The following is a 16,982-nucleotide window of genomic DNA, read 5'->3' on the forward strand; positions in this document are numbered from 1 at the left end:
AGTTTAATTTCTTTCCGAATCTACAATCCAACTCGCAATTTTTTTATTAAAATTTGTTTCAGTTACTAAATTTTCTAAATTAATATGCATTCTATATCTCCAATAATGCGGGAAAACATCGGGTTGATTTATTCTTTCATTATCCATTTTTGGATTAGTCAATTTACTTTCTAAAGCGAAAAACTCTTGAATTGGAAAAATTGCAAGCATCGCATCGTTAAATAAATGCTGTTTCATAATCATTTCTGCTAAATCTGGAGTTAAATCCCACGGTGCGGTTCCGTATTGATGAAGCTGATTATTAAAATAATTTTGTGTGAGTTCCCGATTTTCATGCCACCATTGACGAAGCGTAGAACTGTCATGAGAAGAAGCAGTTACTACATTTAAATAACCTGCATATTTCGGATTATAAAACGGGATATTATCAGAAGGCATTCTTTGAACTTTGAGAGCAGTTAATCCTAATCTGTCCATAACTTGCGGCACACAATCTGGAACCAAACCTAGATCTTCTCCGCAAATAAGCATATTTGTGGAGTTTAAAATGGGCGGTAATTTTTCCATTGCGCTTTTATACCAAAGTCCATCTTGTCTTTTGAAAAAATAATCGATGTACAAATTATAAATCTGATTCTTTTCAAAATCATTTAAAAATTTATATGAATCCGTTTTATGAACATTAAATCTTGGATGATAAACGTAATCGTCTTTGGTTTCCTCTTGCAGAAATAAAACATTTGCACACAAACTGATGAGTTTCTCTTCCTTCCATCCTTGTGGATTTTCCACAAAATAATCTTTCAGTTTTCTTTGCGTGTCGAACTCTTCTTTTAAAGTATAATTTCCATTAAAATAATTGTACATAAAATGTTCTGCAACATTTTGCTTTTCTTCTCCGAAATAATTCCAAAGAATTTCTTCATTAATGAAAGGTTTGCAATATCTGTCAAAATTAAAAGGAATTTTTCTCGCATTAAATTCTTCCATTTTCACTGCGACAGCTGGATAAAAATAGCCTAAAATCCCTTGAGTTGCGCTCATCGGCATTCTCCAAATTCTAAAAAAACCAAGAATATGATCAATTCTCATGGCATCAAAATATTGCTCTAAAGCTTTAAATCTATTTTTCCACCAAGCGTAATTATTCTTTTTCATCACTTCCCAATTGTAAGTTGGGAACTCCCAGTTTTGTCCTAAATCAGAAAAATTATCCGGCGGCGCTCCTGCTTGAAAATCCATTCCAAATAATTCTGGTTCCGTCCAAGCTTCTACAGAAAATCTATAAATTCCAATTGGCAAATCTCCTTTAATTGAAATTCCTGCTTTGTGAAGATAATCTCGCGCTGTAGAAAGTTGCAAATGTAATTGGTATTGAACCCAAGAATGCAACATCACGGTTGAAAAATCTTTGTGTTTTTCTACAAAAAGTGCATTAATTTTACCCGCAATATATTTTTTATGAGTTTTCCAAAGTGTAAAGTTTGGTGTTTTATATTTATCTCTTAATAAACAAAATGCAGCATAAGGAAAAAGCCAGGATTCATTTTCTTTAAGAAAATTTTTAAAATTTTTATCTTTTAAAATTTCAGTTTTATGTTCTTTAAAAATTGTATTTAAATATTGCCATTTAGAAGACATTACACGTTCGTAATCTATTAATTCACAATCATTTAAATCTATTTTTTCTTTTAGATATTTAGCTGCAGATTTTTTATCTAATTTAAAATCTAGATTTTCTATGGATAAATATTGTGGATGCAAAGCGTAAACTGAAATGGCTGCGTAAGGATAAGAATCTGTCCACGTGTAATTTGCTGTGGTATCATTTATTGGTAAAATCTGAATAATTGAAAGTTTACTTTCTTTCACCCAATCTCCCAGAATTTTTAAATCTGAAAATTCTCCAACTCCGAAACCATTTTCTGTTCTTAGAGCAAAAACCGGAACTGCAACTCCAGCTGCGTGATAAAGTTGATGGATTCCAAATCTAAAGTAATGATCTGCTTGAATTTGAAGTAAATTATCATCTTTATTTTCTACACTCCATCTATTGTTTCCAGTTTCAACAGCAATAATTTTATCTAATTCATTATCAAAAATGGCATATTTATATTGAAAAGGATAATCTGCATAGATTTCTGCGGCTACTTCCCAAATCCCAAAATCAGTTTGTACTAATTTTAAAGTTTTTTGTGTATCCCAATTTCCCAAGCCATCTACATTTCCCATCAAAACTACGGACCAATTTTTATTATAAAGTGGTGCTTCAAGTCTAAATAAATGGGAATGTTTTTTTAAGATACTTATTTTTTCTGCTTGAAAAGGTTGTAAAGTATTTCCTAAAATTTTATTGCAAAGATAATTTTCTGGGAAGTTTTTTAAATTCCAAACATCAAAAATTTTATATTCTTTAAAGTTATTTGGGAAATTTAAATAATGTGAAGCATACTCTTCATCAAGCAAAATATTTTCCTGATTTTTAAGGATATAACGATATGTAATAGTTTTGGAATAATAGTCTAATTCTAAAGTCCAAGCGTTATTTACAGTGTAAATTAATTCGTATTCTCGAATTTCGGACTTTTCATCAGTAACTTGAAGAACCATTTTTTCTCCAAACTTCGTATTGAAGTTGATGTTTAAATACAGTTTCATTAATTTTTGTTTGTGAATGCTAAATTAAGAATTTTATCATCAAAAATATTAGAGAATTTAAAAATAAAAAAATAGTTTAAATACTGAAAACCAATTGGTTGTAAGTCTCATTTTGAGACATAAAAAACTCCGAAAGAATTTTTCGGAGTTTTAAGAATTATTTTTTATTAATTAATTTAAATGATAACTCGTTCCATCTTTACCATCTTTCAGCTCAATTCCTTCTGCTAAAAGTCGATCTCTAATTTGATCAGAAAGTTCAAAGTTTTTAGATTTTCTGGCTTGGTTACGCAATTCTATTAAAACTTGTAAAGTTTGGTCTAATTTAGAATTGTTGTTTTGTTCTAAATTTTCTAAACCCAAAACATCAAAAACATAACTATTTAAAGCCAATTTTAAATTTTCTAAATCTTCAGAAATAAGTTTTTCTTTTCCTTCTTTTAAATTAAATATAAATTTTACCGCTTCAAAAAGATGCGCAATTAAAATCGGAGAATTAAAATCATCAGCTAAAGCTTCATCACTTTTTGTTTTCCATTCTTTAAAATCAAAAGAAGATTCTGTGGAAACTTCTGAGAAATTATTTAATATTTTTACCGCTTCCAAAATTCTTTGCAAACCTTTTTCACTGGCAATCATTGCTTCGTTTGAAATATCTAAAACACTTCTGTAATGCGCCTGCAGAAAATTAAAACGAACAACAGACGGATGAAATGCTTTTTCAAAAAAATCATTTTCACCAGAAATAAGTTCCGCTGGTAGAATATAATTTCCTGTGGATTTACTCATTCTTTGTCCGTTCATTGTAAGCATATTTGCATGCATCCAATAATTTACTGGAGCAGTTCCATTCACAGCTTTTCCTTGTGCAATTTCACATTCGTGGTGTGGAAATTTTAAATCCATTCCTCCTCCATGAATATCAAATTTTTCTCCTAAATATTTAGTGCTCATTGCAGTACATTCTAAATGCCATCCGGGAAAACCAGCGCCCCACGGAGAATTCCAACGCATAATATGAGCGGGTGACGCACCTTTCCAAAGTGCAAAATCTTGCGGATTTTTCTTTTCAGATTGTCCGTCTAAATCACGCGTATTTGAAAATAATTCTTCAATATTTCTTTTTGAAAGTTCGCCGTAATTTAAGCCTTTTTCATTGTAAGCTAAAACATCAAAATAAACAGAACCATTACTTTCGTATGCAAAACCAGTGTCTAAAAGCTGTTGTGTTAATTCAATTTGCTCTAAAATATGTCCAGTTGCGGTTGGTTCAATTGTTGGTGGAAGTAAATTAAATTCTTCTAGAACTTTATGAAAATCAACAGTGTATTTCTGTACAATTTCCATCGGTTCTAATTTTTCCAACCGAGATTGCTTTACAAATCGGTCGTTATTTACGTCTCCATCATCGGTTAAATGTCCTGCATCTGTGATATTTCGCACGTAACGAACATCGTATCCGAAATATTTTAAACTGCGATAAATAAAATCAAAGGATAAGAAAGTGCGCACATTTCCCAAATGCACATTGCTGTAAACTGTAGGTCCACAAACGTACATTCCGACTTTATTTTCGTGGATGGGTTTAAAAATTTCTTTTTCACCGGAAAGTGTATTGTATATTTTGAGTTGCATATTTTTGGTTGTCAGTTCTCAGTTGTCAGTTGTTGGGAAAATAAAAAATTTAACTTTTTAATTTCAGTAAATATTAATCAATTTTTGCGTGGCTTCCAACGTAATGTAAAAATTCTTGTCGGGTAATTGGATTGCTTCTAAAAATACCACTTAATTCTGCAGTAATTGTAGAACTTGCCGTGTCTTTTATTCCACGACAATTTACGCAAAGATGTTTCGCATCAATTATACATGCAACATCCGTAGTTCCGAGCGCTTCTTTTAAAGCATCCACAATTTGCATTGTCAAACGTTCTTGTACTTGTGGTCTTTTAGAATAATAATCTACAATTCTATTAATTTTAGAAAGTCCGATCACTTCGCCATTTGAAATGTAAGCAACGTGCGCTCTTCCAATAATTGGCAAAAAATGATGTTCGCAAAAAGAATAAACTGTAATGTCTTTTTCAACCAACATTTGGCGGTATTTGTATTTATTAGAAAAGCTGGAAATAGTCGGTTTATTTTCAGGGAGAAGTCCACCGAAAATTTCATTTACATACATTTTTGCGACTCTTTTTGGGGAATCTTTTAATGAATCATCTGTCATATCTAAACCTAAAGTCTCCATTATTTTTGAAAAATGATCTGCAATAATTTCTATTTTTTCCGCTGGTAATTTTTCAAAAGCATCTGCTCTTAAAGGCGTATGTTCTTGTCCGGTAAAAACATCATCGTCATTATCTGTGAAATTTGACATTAATTTTTTAATTTAAATACAAAATTAAGATTATTTAATTTAAAAAAAATACTTTCACGCTTTAGTTTCACATAGAGAGCGCAAAGACCACGAAATTTGATTTTGTTTTTAATTTACGCCCAAGTGAGATTAAAATCTAATGTTTTTAAAATCCATTACCTCCAAAAGTGAAAGTCGCAGTAATTCCTGCTCTTATTGTGGAAAGTGGAAAAGCTGTAGAAATCTTATATTTAGTCATTAATTGATCATAAAAGAATTTTAAATTAAAGTTTTTAGACATATTATAATCTGCAGAAAGTCTTACCGATAATAATCTCTGTCCGCCAGTAACTTGTGAATCATTTTTTAAAATATTAGTAATTTTAGTTTTACTATCTCGTAAAGAAAAATCTCCACGAATATTTAAATCACTTTTTATTTTTTTCTCTTTTCCTTTAAAATTAAAATTAAGTTGTAAATCTTTTAATAGATATCCAAAACCAATAACATATTCATTTCCTGCATCTTCTGTTAAAGTATGATTAACCAAACCAAGTAAAAATGCACGATCTCTGTTATACATTACTCTGAATTGGAAATTATTTCTCATCGTAAAATCTCCTCCAATAAGCGGTGCAAAAGCTTCAACATAGCCGACTTGTGAAAAAGAATAAGGATTAAAAATATCACCAAAAGTATCTCGGTTGTTTCCGCCGGTATTTTGTGCATTATAATAATCTATACTGCTTTGAATTCCTGTGGCTGTGTAAGTTGAAGTATAAGAATGTAAAATATCAAATTTAGAAAATTGGCTGTTTATAAACGGAATATTCTTTAATCCAGAATAGGTAATTCTCCAATTCGGCATAGGAAAAGCAGATTTTTTTGCGTCTCCGAGATGGGAAGAACCTGTTTTTCCTTCTATCGCATTTTGAAAAGCGGGGATTAAAACATAGGCATTTGCAAGACTATGTCCGTCGGTAAAACCATTTGCATCAACTGTTCCGCCATAAGACTGGGAAATTTGTCGAGCATTTGCAATTATATTATCATAAATAGTTTCACCATCCGTAAATGCGGTATTGAAAGTCCACGCCGTGCGAGAATAGGAAACAAATTCATTTCCATAAGAGAAATCAAAAAATGGAGTTGAAGGATTTGCATCTACATTAAAACCACCTTGCGTAAAGTTTCTGTTGTAATTTTTTAAAATATTAAAATCTATTCTAAAATCATTTACGGGCATTATTTGCAAATTCGCAGTCAGATTTTTACTGTTGAGTTCTGTGTATGGATCATTTAAATAAGTAGAATTTGAAAGCCAACCGCGTTCTATTGCAATTCTTCTAATATCCGCTTGAGAACCAAGTAAGAAACCTGCAGTTGGTCCGCCTAAAGTTTGTCCGTAACCGTACCAATTTGGCGCAGAAAGTAAACCTGGAAGTACAATTCCGTTATTTTCATTATAAGAAATATCGAGTTGTTTTACAGAAGTTAAAGCAAATGCAATTGCTTGTAAAGGCGTGAGTTTATTTTTGAATTTATAATTTTTAAATTGGAATTTTTTATTTTTTTGGGACCATTCTTTAGTGTAAACATTATTTAAAGAATCTATTTCCTGACGGCGTTTTTGCAGAGTTTTATTCATCTTTTGGAAATATTTAAACTTGCTAAAAAATTTCGGAATATCTACAGTAGAAGTCGCAACAATATTATTTGTGTTTTGCCCGATACTTCCTAAATTTCCATCTGGACTGTTCAATAAAACCGTTGATCTTGCATTCCAATTGTACTGAAAACCATAACCAACTTCTGCATTTATAAAATCTAAATAGGGCAAAAACTCAAAAGGCAATCTATAATTTAATTGAACTCTGTGATTGTAAAGAACTGGTCTTCCTGCGCGTAAAGGATCTTGAAAAATAGAGGAAGTGTTCATATTATAAACATTCACATTATCATTTAAAGTTCGCATTGCAGAATTTATTTCTAATTTTAAGGATTTTGTAAAGTTAAATCCAATTCCATATTGCCATCCAAAATAGAAATTATTATTTTTAATTATATCAAAATCGTTTCCTGGAATTCCAGAAACCAATGCATCAATATTTCTAAACTGAAGTTCGTTATAATTTCTATCAATCTCCGCTCGGAAAGATAATCTTGTAGGAACTGGATTAAAGTTTATTTCTTTTATCCAACGTAAATATTTGTAAGATTTTGCGGTGTCACTTATCATTTTATTAAAAGGACGAACAACATAAGGTTTGAAACTAAAATTGTAATCTACATAACCCCGCAAATATTGGCGGTAATTTCTTGTGGTATAAATATCACGATAAAAATCGTCGTTATAAATCGTTGTTAATGAAAGATTTTCTACATCATAAAATTTAGGTTTCTTCGTAGTATTTACACGTTCTTTATGCAGATTTACAACTCCGATACTTCTTTGTTGTGTATAAGTTCGTGCTACTTTTTTAAGTTTTTCTTTATTTTTAGCATTAGCAAATTCAATATCATTATCTAATGGATTGTATTTTGGGTCTTGAATGGTTTGCGAATAAGAATAATTAACAGGAATTTTTAAACCTAATTTTTCTGGTAAAAATTTATCCACATTTACCGTCGTATTTATACTAAATGAAGAATTATTATTTTGAGAGCGTTCTGCAGGTTTTTCTACAATACTTCCGAAACCAATGGTTGAAAAAGAGCCATTTGCATTTACTATTGCAAAATCTCCAAGGTTAAAATTTAAAGACGCATTTCCTGCGTAACCTCCTTTATTATCAATCCCAGAAAGTCGCATTTCATCTACCCAAAGAATTAAATCTTTTGGACCAGGAAGCGGTGCTGATTTTGCTTGGGTATTTTTATAATTATTTCGAACACCAATCATTATGGTTGTAATATTTCCTAAACTTGGGCGTCCTTTTACATATATTTTTTTGTCACTATCACCAAAGGTTGGATCATTGTAGCGATCTGTAATTAAATTTGCAGCATTATCATCTCGGTTTTGTTTCGCTTCTACAAATTTTTGAATTTCTAAATTCACATTATTTTCTACCGGCCAAATTTCTAATGGCGATTTTGCATTTTGAGCGGTGTATTTTAAAGAAGCTTCATATTCATAATAATTGTCTGTCGCATCACTTCCAAAACGAATAAAGAATTTAGCATTTGGATCTAAATCACTTGACATTAAATTTTTCAAATCTTCTGCGTGTACAAAAACTTCTAATTTTTTGTAACGTCTCATATCCAATTGTGTGTTTTTAAAAACACCTCTCGCTTCGTCACGTAAATCAGTCGCTTTTAAATAAAGAGACGCTTCATTTTGTCTTTGTGCTCCTGCATTTCCACTTAAAACTTGTCTATCAATTCCCGGAGGTAAAACGTAAGGCGGCTTTCCACCAGAATTTTCTTCTAAATTAACACTTCCAACATCAAAATTATTATTTTGAGTTACTGGAGCCGCAGTTCCTTCATCAATGGATGTTACAGAAGAACTCGCAATATTTTTTGTGTATTTTCTCCAATCACTTCTCACCAAATCAAAAGTACCAAAACGCAAAGTGGAGGTTTGATCAAATCCTTTTAAAAGCATTCTTGCAAAACGCACATTATTTAAAATAGAATTATCATGCGCTCCGAAATTTTGATCATATTGTGCAACAGGAATTCTAAATAAAAACCATTTATTAGTTCCAATTTGTCCGTTTTGAAATTTGGTTTTAACTTCACGCATATCCACAATATTATTTTGACCAACTACCAAATCAGTTTTAGTTAAATCAATTGTATATTGATTATAATTTTCGTTTTGATCTAAATTATAATCTCCATTTGCATCTTCTGCGTCTGGAGTTTGTGAAGAAACTTCCAAAGAATTACTTTGAGAATTTCCTTGTGGATTTCGGAAATAACGGTATCTGTCTGTTAAAGAAGCAGCTAAAACACCTTGAAATTTATCAGATAAATAATATAAAAAATTATCAGAAGCTGGATCATTTGTTTGTGTTACTGGATTTATTGCGGTGAAATTATATTTTTCACTTTCTGATAAATCGTCTAATCCATCCAAGCCTAAATCTTGCGCAGTTCTTTCTTCACCTTCAGTAGAAAACGCATATAAAATGGGAAATTGATTTGGCTGAATTCCTAAATTTGTTGTGGTAATATTTGCTGGAACATTTGGCGTTGGTAAACCATTTTCATATTGTAGTTTACCGTCTTTTAAAACATCTTCAGAAACATTTCCTAATTGTAATAAAAGTTTTGGAGCGGCTCCAAGATTTTTTCCATCCGCATAAGGATCCATCAACCAAAATTCTACATATTCTATATTAGAATTTACAAAATTTGACACTGAAATTGGTCTCATTAAACCTGCCCATCTTTGTTGTGTGCTTTCTAATGCAGGATTAAAATTATAAGGTCCTCTTTCTGTAGGATAATAAGTGACATCAAAAGTATTGGTGTAAGTTTGTTCTCCTGCAACAAAATCTCGGTTATCAAATAATTCTGATAATTGAACTCTTCTTGAAGCGTGGTTCGAAACGGTTTGTGCATTAATTCCATTCGGAGCTTTTCCACCGACTCCGTAAAATCTTGGATCTATATTATACCAAGAAATCAAACCTCTTCCAAAACCATTTTGAATATTATCATTTAAACCCGCGCCTGCAAAAACAGGATCGTTTTGATTTTGTTCTGGTTTGGAAGCTAAACTCCAAGAAGAGGGATCTTTTAAAGAAATTTTAGAAGTGGTTTGTTCAAAATCATCAATGTAAGATTGATTATCTGTTCCTTTATTTTGACCTGGAAGTAAATACGCACCTTCAGCCATGAAATTTAAATTAGACGGCGCTTCTGTATTTACAAAAGGAATTTTATCTGTTAATCTTGTAAGGAAAGGAAATTGATTATTGTACAATAAATTAAAACCAAACATAGTATTATTAACCGCTTCTTCGCCAAAATTTACTTTTTGTGTTAAAGGTCTTTCTGCATAATTGACAACAGTTGCACCAATTGTTAAATGGTCATTAAACTTTCTTTCCAAATTTAAACCATAAAAACTCTTTCTTTGTGTGTCAAAAGTGAGTTGATTTTCTAATGAAATATTAATTGCTTGTCCAGAGTTTTTAACAGTTTCATTAATTATATTAACTGAACCCAATAAATAATCTACCGTATAATCTTGTCCTTCAGTTAATTGAACGCCATTTGCAGTTACTTTTACTGAACCTTGCGGAACATTAATTGCGCCGAGAGAAATTCCACTTCCTTGCGCGCCTTTGTATCTTCCTTCTAAAGTATATCTTAAAGCGAGATTACTTTCAGAAGCGACTTGCTTTTGCTGATTATATAGATCATTAAAAACATAATTCGGATCATTTGTACCTAAAACGCTTTGCAAATATTGACCGAAAGGTTTTGCTTTAGTAAAAATTAATTTTCCATTTTCTGCATCAATTGTAATTCCCGGAACAAAATCAAAAATTCCGTCGCCCGTTTCTGAACCGTTGCTTTGCAAATCATTATTTAAATTAAGACGGTCCCAATTAAATAATTTTAATAAAGTTTTATCTTGAATTGGAGTATTTGGTAAATAATTTACTTTCCCTCCTGTTTGCGGATCGCGGTAAAAAACATTTAATAAAAACCCATCGGAATTTACTTGATTCGCATTTAATGGATAAATATTTTTCATCATTAAATCCCACATCGGAGAAGTGGTTTTTACAATGTTATTTGGTTTTAAAACTTTGGTAATAATTACAGGACTTTCTTCAGAAAATTCTCCAACTTTATAAACTTTATTGTCACCATTCAACGTATAAGAATAAGCAACCGCTAAAAGTTGATTGTCATTGAGTCTTTGGTTTAAATTAATATAACCCAATTGCGGATTAAAAGTAAATTCACTATTACTTAAACGCCGAGATTTTCTATTAAAAATGAAATTTTCTCCGTCTTTGTAAATTTCAGAACCGCCGCTTGCATTTGGTAAATTTTGTCCATTGATTGCATTATAAGCTGTATTTACATCGCGCAAAGTGGGACCTAAATTTTGTAAACTTTGGTATAAATTATTTTGAGAATTATCTGGATAACCTGAAATGCCATCACCTAAATCTCGAATTCCAATTAAACCTTTTTGCTCCTGAAGATTTCCCGAACCTTGATCTAAAACCCAAGCTTCAATTCTTGTAATATTGATTCTAGAATTTATTTGTGGATAATTGAGTAAGGAATTATCGTAATTATTTAAAAAATAATGTCCTAAAAAATAATGTTGATTATCTTCATAATCAATCGCATTTAATTTAAAAGTATTTAAAACGCCACCGCCTTGAACGACAATATTTCTAGCTTCTCCTTGCTGTTGTGATAAAACCAAAGTTCCCGTAGTTTTTCCCAATTGAAATTCAGTTTTTAAACCAAATAAACTTTCAGAACCTCTAATTAAACTGGTAGAAAGTGGCATATTTACATTTCCAAATTCTAATCTTTTTATAATTTTATCTTCACCGCCCGTTGTTTTATCATTCAAACCTTTGCTTTGCAAATCTTGCCAAGTTCCTTTTGCTTGATAAACGAGATTCATTTTATTTTCAAAAGCGAAACCACTTTGGGTATCATAATTGGCTTTTAATTGTAAATTCTCGCCCACTTTTCCTAATAAACCAAGCTGAATTCTTTGTTGAATATTGACTGCAAAACTGGTTCTATTTTGTGGAAGAATTAAAGGATTATCAATTTTTTGGTATAAAATTCCCAAATCAAATGAGGCAAAACCTTGTGGAATAATTTCAATTTTATTACCGCCAAAAATAGTTTCAAATAATTTATTTTTTATGGTAACACTTGGAATAAAACCTTTCTTTTCCGGATCAGTCTGATCGTTTCTGTAAACTAAATTGTTTTTATCAGATTTTTCACGATAGTAAGAACTGATTTGGTTATTCTTTACATAAGTTTGATATTCTGTGGGTGTCATTGCCACTGGATTTCCTGTAACAAAATTGCCAATTTTTGGATACAAATAATACATGTTGCTTTGTATGTCATAAAAAGCATCATATCGAATCGGACTGGGAAGACTAAACTGTTTTCTTACAATGGTACTATCTTCAGGAACTTTTTGCGCCCAAGTTTTAGTAAAACAAAAACATAAAAACAGTAGTGTGATTAATCTATACAGAAAAATATTTTTTTTCTTCAAATGTTAAATCTTTTTTAAAATCTGCTTTACCAATTCTTCTGTTGTAAACGCTGGATTTTCTTTTAAAATTTTATCTGCCAATTTCTCGCTCATCTTTTTAGGAATTCCTAAAACCTCTAAAGCAGATAACGATTCTTCTTTGATTTTATTATCTGCAAATTGAGAAATATTTTCTTCAGAAAGCCCGAATTTCTGCACCTTATCTCGCAAATCTACAATAATTCTTTCAGCTGTTTTTGTACCAATTCCTTTTGCTTTTTGAATCAATCTGCTATTACCAGATTGTATGGCATTTGCGATTTCTTCTAAGCTAAAAGTGGAGAGTAAAATGAGTGTAGAAACGGCTCCAACTCCATTAACACTAATTAACAAATTAAACATTTCTTTTTCTAAAAGAGTGTTAAAACCAAAAAGCAAATTAGCATCTTCACGAATAATTTGCTGGATGAAAATAAAAATATTTTCATTTAATTTTATTTTATCTGAAGTTTGCAAACTAATTGCCACCAAATAACCAACGCCGTTGCATTCTACAACGCAAGAAGTGGGCTGAATTTCTAAAACTTTTCCTCTTAAAGAATAAATCATAATTTATTTTTAGATAATTCTTTCTTCTGCGCATCCAAAACCGCAATCGTCGCAAGATTTACTATTTCTTCCACACTTGCACGCATTTGTAACACGTGAACTGGTTTGTTTAAACCCATTAAAATGGGACCAATTGTTTGCGCTACTTTCATTCCGCGGATAATTTTATAGGAAAGATTCGCACTTTCTAGAGTGGGGAAAATAAAAGTATTTGCAGGTGTCGTTCCTAATTTTGAAAAAGGATAATCTGAAAGATGATCGCTGTTCATTGCAAAATCCGGTTGAATTTCTCCATCCACAATCATTTTCGGGAATTTTTCGTGCAGCATTTTTACAGCAGATGCTACTTTTTTAGAAACTTCCGCTTTTGCCGTAAAATTCTCGTAAGACAACATAGCAATTCTGGGTTCTATAGCGAAAGATTTTACCGTCATTTCAGACATTTTTGCAATAGAAACCAAATCTTCCGCAGACGGATTTTTATTAATAGAAGTATCTGCAAAGAAGTATGGTTTTTTCTCAGATAAAATCATCATCATTGAAGCCACTTTTTCAACGCCTTTCTCTCTATCAATTATTTCCAAAATGGGTTTTATAACGGAAGAATAATTTTTAGAAAAACCAACAATTAAAGCGTCTGTATCACCGTTTTTTAACATTAAAGGCCCAAAAAAATCTCTTTGGCGAACGTAACGTTTTGCTTTGTATTCGTTTACACCTTTTCGTTTGCGTAAATCCCAAAGCATTTCTCGGTATTTTATACGGTTTTCTTCTTGGTCATCATCGGCTGGATCTACAATTGGAACATCTAAATCAATTCCAAATTTTTTCATTTGCTCTTTAATGTATTTTTTTTCTCCCAATAAAATGGGATGTGCAATTCCTTCTTCGTAAAGAATTTGCGCCGCTTTTAAAACATTATATTCTTCCGCATTTGAAAGTGTGACACGTTTCGGATTAGAACGCGCTCTGTTTTGCATCATTCGGATGAGTTTTTCATCACGACCCATTCTGTCTAAAAGTTGATTTTCATAGAACTCAAAATCTTCAATATTTTTTCTTGCAATTCCACTTTCCATCGCCGCTTTTGCAACTGCCATGGAAACTCTTGTAATTAAACGGTTATCAAATGGTTTTGGAATAAAATATTCTGGTCCAAAATTTAAAGTTTTAAGATTATAAGTTAAAACTACCGCTTCTGGAACTGGTTCTTTAGCCAAATCAGCGATTGCATAAACTGCAGCTAACTTCATTTCTTCATTAATTCCTGTTGCTTGAACGTCTAATGCGCCACGAAAAATATAAGGAAAACCGAGAACATTATTTACTTGATTTGGAAAATCACTTCTTCCAGTCGCCATCAAAACATCTTTGCGTGTTTCCATCGCCAAATTATAATCAATTTCTGGATCTGGATTTGCCAAAGCAAAAACGATAGGGTTTTTTGCCATACTTTTCAACATTTCTGGTAAAACGACATTTCCTTTAGATAAGCCCACAAAAACATCAGCATTTTCTAAAGCTTCACTTAAGGTTGTTTTATCCGTTTTAGAAACATAATCTAATTTTTCCGCGGTGAGATTTGCACGTTTATGATTAATCACTCCTTTGCTGTCACACATTAAAATATTTTCTTTTTTCAATCCTAAAGCCATATAAAGATTGGTACAAGCAATTGCTGCAGCTCCTGCTCCATTAACAACCATTTTAATTTTTTCAATTTTTTTATTGGCAATTTGTAAAGCATTAATTAAAGCTGCCGCAGAAATAATTGCAGTTCCGTGTTGATCATCGTGCATTAAAGGAATATTTAATTCCTCTTTTAATTTTTGTTCTATGTAAAAAGCTTCAGGTGCTTTGATGTCTTCTAAATTAATTCCACCAAAAGTGGGCGCAATTCCTTTTACAATTTCAATAAATTTATCAGGATCTTTTTCATTAATTTCAATATCGAAAACATTAATGTCTGCAAAAATTTTAAATAATAAACCTTTTCCTTCCATCACTGGTTTAGAAGCTTCCGGACCAATGTCGCCTAAACCTAAAACGGCAGTTCCATTAGAAATAACAGCTACTAAATTTCCTTTTCCGGTATAATCATATACTTTTTCTGGATGATCAAAAATTTCCATACAAGGAATTGCAACGCCTGGAGAATAAGCTAAAGACAAATCTCTTTGAGTAGAATGCGGTTTTGAAGGAATAACTTCTACTTTTCCCTTTGGCTCTGATTGATGATAATCTAAAGCTGCTTTTATAAAATTTTTCTGATCTCTATTTGTTTTATTACTCATAATTTTTTTCTAATTTTTTAATTTCGGCAAAATGTATTTTAAATGATATTCTGCCAAACTTTCGATTGGTCTTTGCACCACTTTTCCAACGGTTAAATGCATTTCTGCTGCAGCTGCTCGCAAAATATCTTCATAATAATGTGCGATTGAACCAATAAAATTTATTTCACAATTTTTACTTTCTTCATAAGGTAAAACTTGGTAATCTAAAAAGTTTTTAATTTCTTCAAATACTAAGTGTTGTAAATATGGATGTGATTTTCTTTCTAAAATAAAGCGACTGAAATCTGCGAGATATGCATTTGCTCGAGGATTGTGATACATATTACTAATGACATCTTCTATTTTGAGATTGTACGTTTTAGCAAATTCATCATGCAAATCTGCAGGAAACTTTTTCATAAAATAATTTTTCAAAAGTATTTTTCCCAAAGCATTTCCGCTTCCTTCATCACCAATTAAAAATCCCAAAGACGGCAAATCCCGCCTTATGTTTTCCCCGTCAAAAAAGCAAGAATTAGAACCTGTTCCAAGAATACAAATTACCGCTGGTTTTCCATCATAAGCTGCATAAGCTGCCGCAGTCATATCTTCTTTAACAAAAATATTTGCATTAAAAAAAACTTTTTTTAATTCTTGCTCTACTAAAAGACAATTTTCTGGAACGCCACAACCAGAACCATAGAAAAATAAATATTCTATTTTGGTGGATTCTGTAAAAAGTTGAGGGTTTTTATTTATTTCTGCGGGAATGAGATGCGCATCTATAATATTAGGATTAAAACCAATTGTTTCAGTTTTAAAAAGTAGTTTTCCGGTATTATCGAGAATAATCCAGTCACATTTGGTAGAACCGCCATCTACAATTGCAAACATATTTTAGCAAATTTTAAGAGTGCTAAAATAAGAATTAATCTTTAGATTAAAATTGCTTAAACTGTTTTGTTTTCTTCGTCTGGATGTAACCAGACCTCAATTTCATCTTCTAAATATCTGGTTTGTACATTTACAGCATCTAAAAAATCGTCAGAAACAGAGATTTCTGGAGAAGTTTCTAAATTCCATTGTTCTTCTGACATTATTTCATATTCGCGATAAACTTTTTTGAATCGGGTATTGTTTTTTTTTAGTTCTGAGATTTTTTGCTTTAACGGCGAAAATCTTTGGGAGGCTCTTAGGTTTTTCAAAGTTGACATTGGGCAATTTTATTTTTATGATTTATTTATTTAAAATTACCAGAGACTTTCTAGAAATATAGGGACAGTAAAATTTCTTCGGCAATTTTCACTTTTTGGAAGAATAAATGTAAAAAATAATTATTTACTAAAAAATTAATTAACAACAATTTATAAATCTTTAACATTAAATTTTAAATTTGCAACAGAATATGAAAGAAATCATAATAAAACAAAAGCAGATTTTACTTTTCATTTTAGCGGGCGGTTTAAGCGCTGTTGTTGAAATTGGCTTGTTTAAATTAGGAAGTGTTTATTTGCCAAAGATTTTTCCGTCGGAACTTAACTTTTATGGGATAAAATATCCTTTAAGTAATGTTTTATCAACTTTATGCGCAATACTTTTTAATTATGTTTTAAGTATTTGTTTTGTTTTTGAGCAGGGAAAACATTCCAAGAAAAAAGAATTTCTTTATTTTATGATAGTTTCTTCTATTTCTACAATGTTGAGTTTAAGCCTTTTTCAATTGTTCTTTCATTATGTGTTTTTAGAGAATGTTTCTATTTCTCTTTTTGTTTTTAGCCCAGAAGTGTTGAGTAAAATTTTCGCTATTATTGTGGTTTCTATTTTAAATTATTCAGTAAAGAAAAAAATTATTTTTAATGGCTAATTTTAT

9 protein-coding genes are annotated in these 16,982 nt (G+C 31.2%); 1 reads left to right on the forward strand and 8 read right to left on the reverse strand.

Going from position 1 to position 16,982, the window contains the following annotated elements:
- Positions 1-3: 3 nt before the first annotated feature.
- From ACN0WB_RS00205 to ACN0WB_RS00240, 8 genes are all read right to left on the reverse strand, one after another.
- Entirely contained in the window at positions 4-2,658 is a 2,655-nt protein-coding gene (locus tag ACN0WB_RS00205; protein WP_417427651.1) for a 4-alpha-glucanotransferase, read from the reverse strand.
- Positions 2,659-2,829: 171 nt separating this feature from the next.
- Positions 2,830-4,293, reverse strand: a complete 1,464-nt coding sequence (cysS, locus tag ACN0WB_RS00210) for a cysteine--tRNA ligase (RefSeq protein ID WP_417427653.1) — start codon at positions 4,291-4,293, stop codon at positions 2,830-2,832.
- Between the two features lie 73 nt (positions 4,294-4,366).
- Positions 4,367-5,032: a GTP cyclohydrolase I FolE gene (gene folE / locus ACN0WB_RS00215; protein WP_417427655.1), complete on the reverse strand. Its 666-nt coding sequence runs from the start codon at positions 5,030-5,032 to the stop codon at positions 4,367-4,369.
- Between the two features lie 145 nt (positions 5,033-5,177).
- Complete coding sequence (sprA, locus tag ACN0WB_RS00220; RefSeq protein ID WP_417427657.1) at positions 5,178-12,248, reverse strand: cell surface protein SprA; 7,071 nt, start codon at positions 12,246-12,248, stop codon at positions 5,178-5,180.
- A gap of 3 nt (positions 12,249-12,251) precedes the next feature.
- Positions 12,252-12,836, reverse strand: a complete 585-nt coding sequence (gene ruvA, locus ACN0WB_RS00225) for a Holliday junction branch migration protein RuvA (RefSeq protein ID WP_417427659.1) — start codon at positions 12,834-12,836, stop codon at positions 12,252-12,254.
- A complete protein-coding gene (locus ACN0WB_RS00230; RefSeq protein ID WP_417427661.1) occupies positions 12,833-15,130 on the reverse strand; it encodes an NADP-dependent malic enzyme in 2,298 nt (765 codons plus the stop codon). Before ACN0WB_RS00230 ends, ruvA begins: the two co-directional genes overlap by 4 nt.
- A gap of 9 nt (positions 15,131-15,139) precedes the next feature.
- Complete coding sequence (locus tag ACN0WB_RS00235; RefSeq protein WP_417427663.1) at positions 15,140-16,006, reverse strand: ATPase; 867 nt, start codon at positions 16,004-16,006, stop codon at positions 15,140-15,142.
- A 56-nt stretch (positions 16,007-16,062) separates the two neighbouring features.
- Positions 16,063-16,326 carry a hypothetical protein gene (locus ACN0WB_RS00240; RefSeq protein WP_417427665.1) on the reverse strand — a complete coding sequence of 88 codons (264 nt, stop codon included), beginning with the start codon at positions 16,324-16,326 and terminating at the stop codon, positions 16,063-16,065.
- Positions 16,327-16,517: 191 nt separating this feature from the next.
- Between ACN0WB_RS00240 and ACN0WB_RS00245 the strand changes: the two genes are divergently transcribed.
- On the forward strand, positions 16,518-16,976 hold the full coding sequence (locus tag ACN0WB_RS00245) for a GtrA family protein (protein WP_417427667.1): 459 nt from the start codon (positions 16,518-16,520) through the stop codon (positions 16,974-16,976).
- Positions 16,977-16,982: the final 6 nt, after the last annotated feature.

This window comes from Halpernia sp. (genome assembly GCF_048269545.1).
Taxonomy (GTDB): domain Bacteria; phylum Bacteroidota; class Bacteroidia; order Flavobacteriales; family Weeksellaceae; genus Halpernia.

Coding starts and splice junctions, on each gene's coding strand:
- ACN0WB_RS00205 (WP_417427651.1), bottom strand. CDS start 2,658: ATGAAACTGTATTTAAACATCAACTTCAATACGAAGTTTGGAGAAAAA.
- cysS (WP_417427653.1), bottom strand. CDS start 4,293: ATGCAACTCAAAATATACAATACACTTTCCGGTGAAAAAGAAATTTTT.
- folE (WP_417427655.1), bottom strand. CDS start 5,032: ATGTCAAATTTCACAGATAATGACGATGATGTTTTTACCGGACAAGAA.
- ruvA (WP_417427659.1), bottom strand. CDS start 12,836: ATGATTTATTCTTTAAGAGGAAAAGTTTTAGAAATTCAGCCCACTTCT.
- ACN0WB_RS00230 (WP_417427661.1), bottom strand. CDS start 15,130: ATGAGTAATAAAACAAATAGAGATCAGAAAAATTTTATAAAAGCAGCT.
- ACN0WB_RS00235 (WP_417427663.1), bottom strand. CDS start 16,006: ATGTTTGCAATTGTAGATGGCGGTTCTACCAAATGTGACTGGATTATT.
- ACN0WB_RS00240 (WP_417427665.1), bottom strand. CDS start 16,326: ATGTCAACTTTGAAAAACCTAAGAGCCTCCCAAAGATTTTCGCCGTTA.
- ACN0WB_RS00245 (WP_417427667.1), top strand. CDS start 16,518: ATGAAAGAAATCATAATAAAACAAAAGCAGATTTTACTTTTCATTTTA.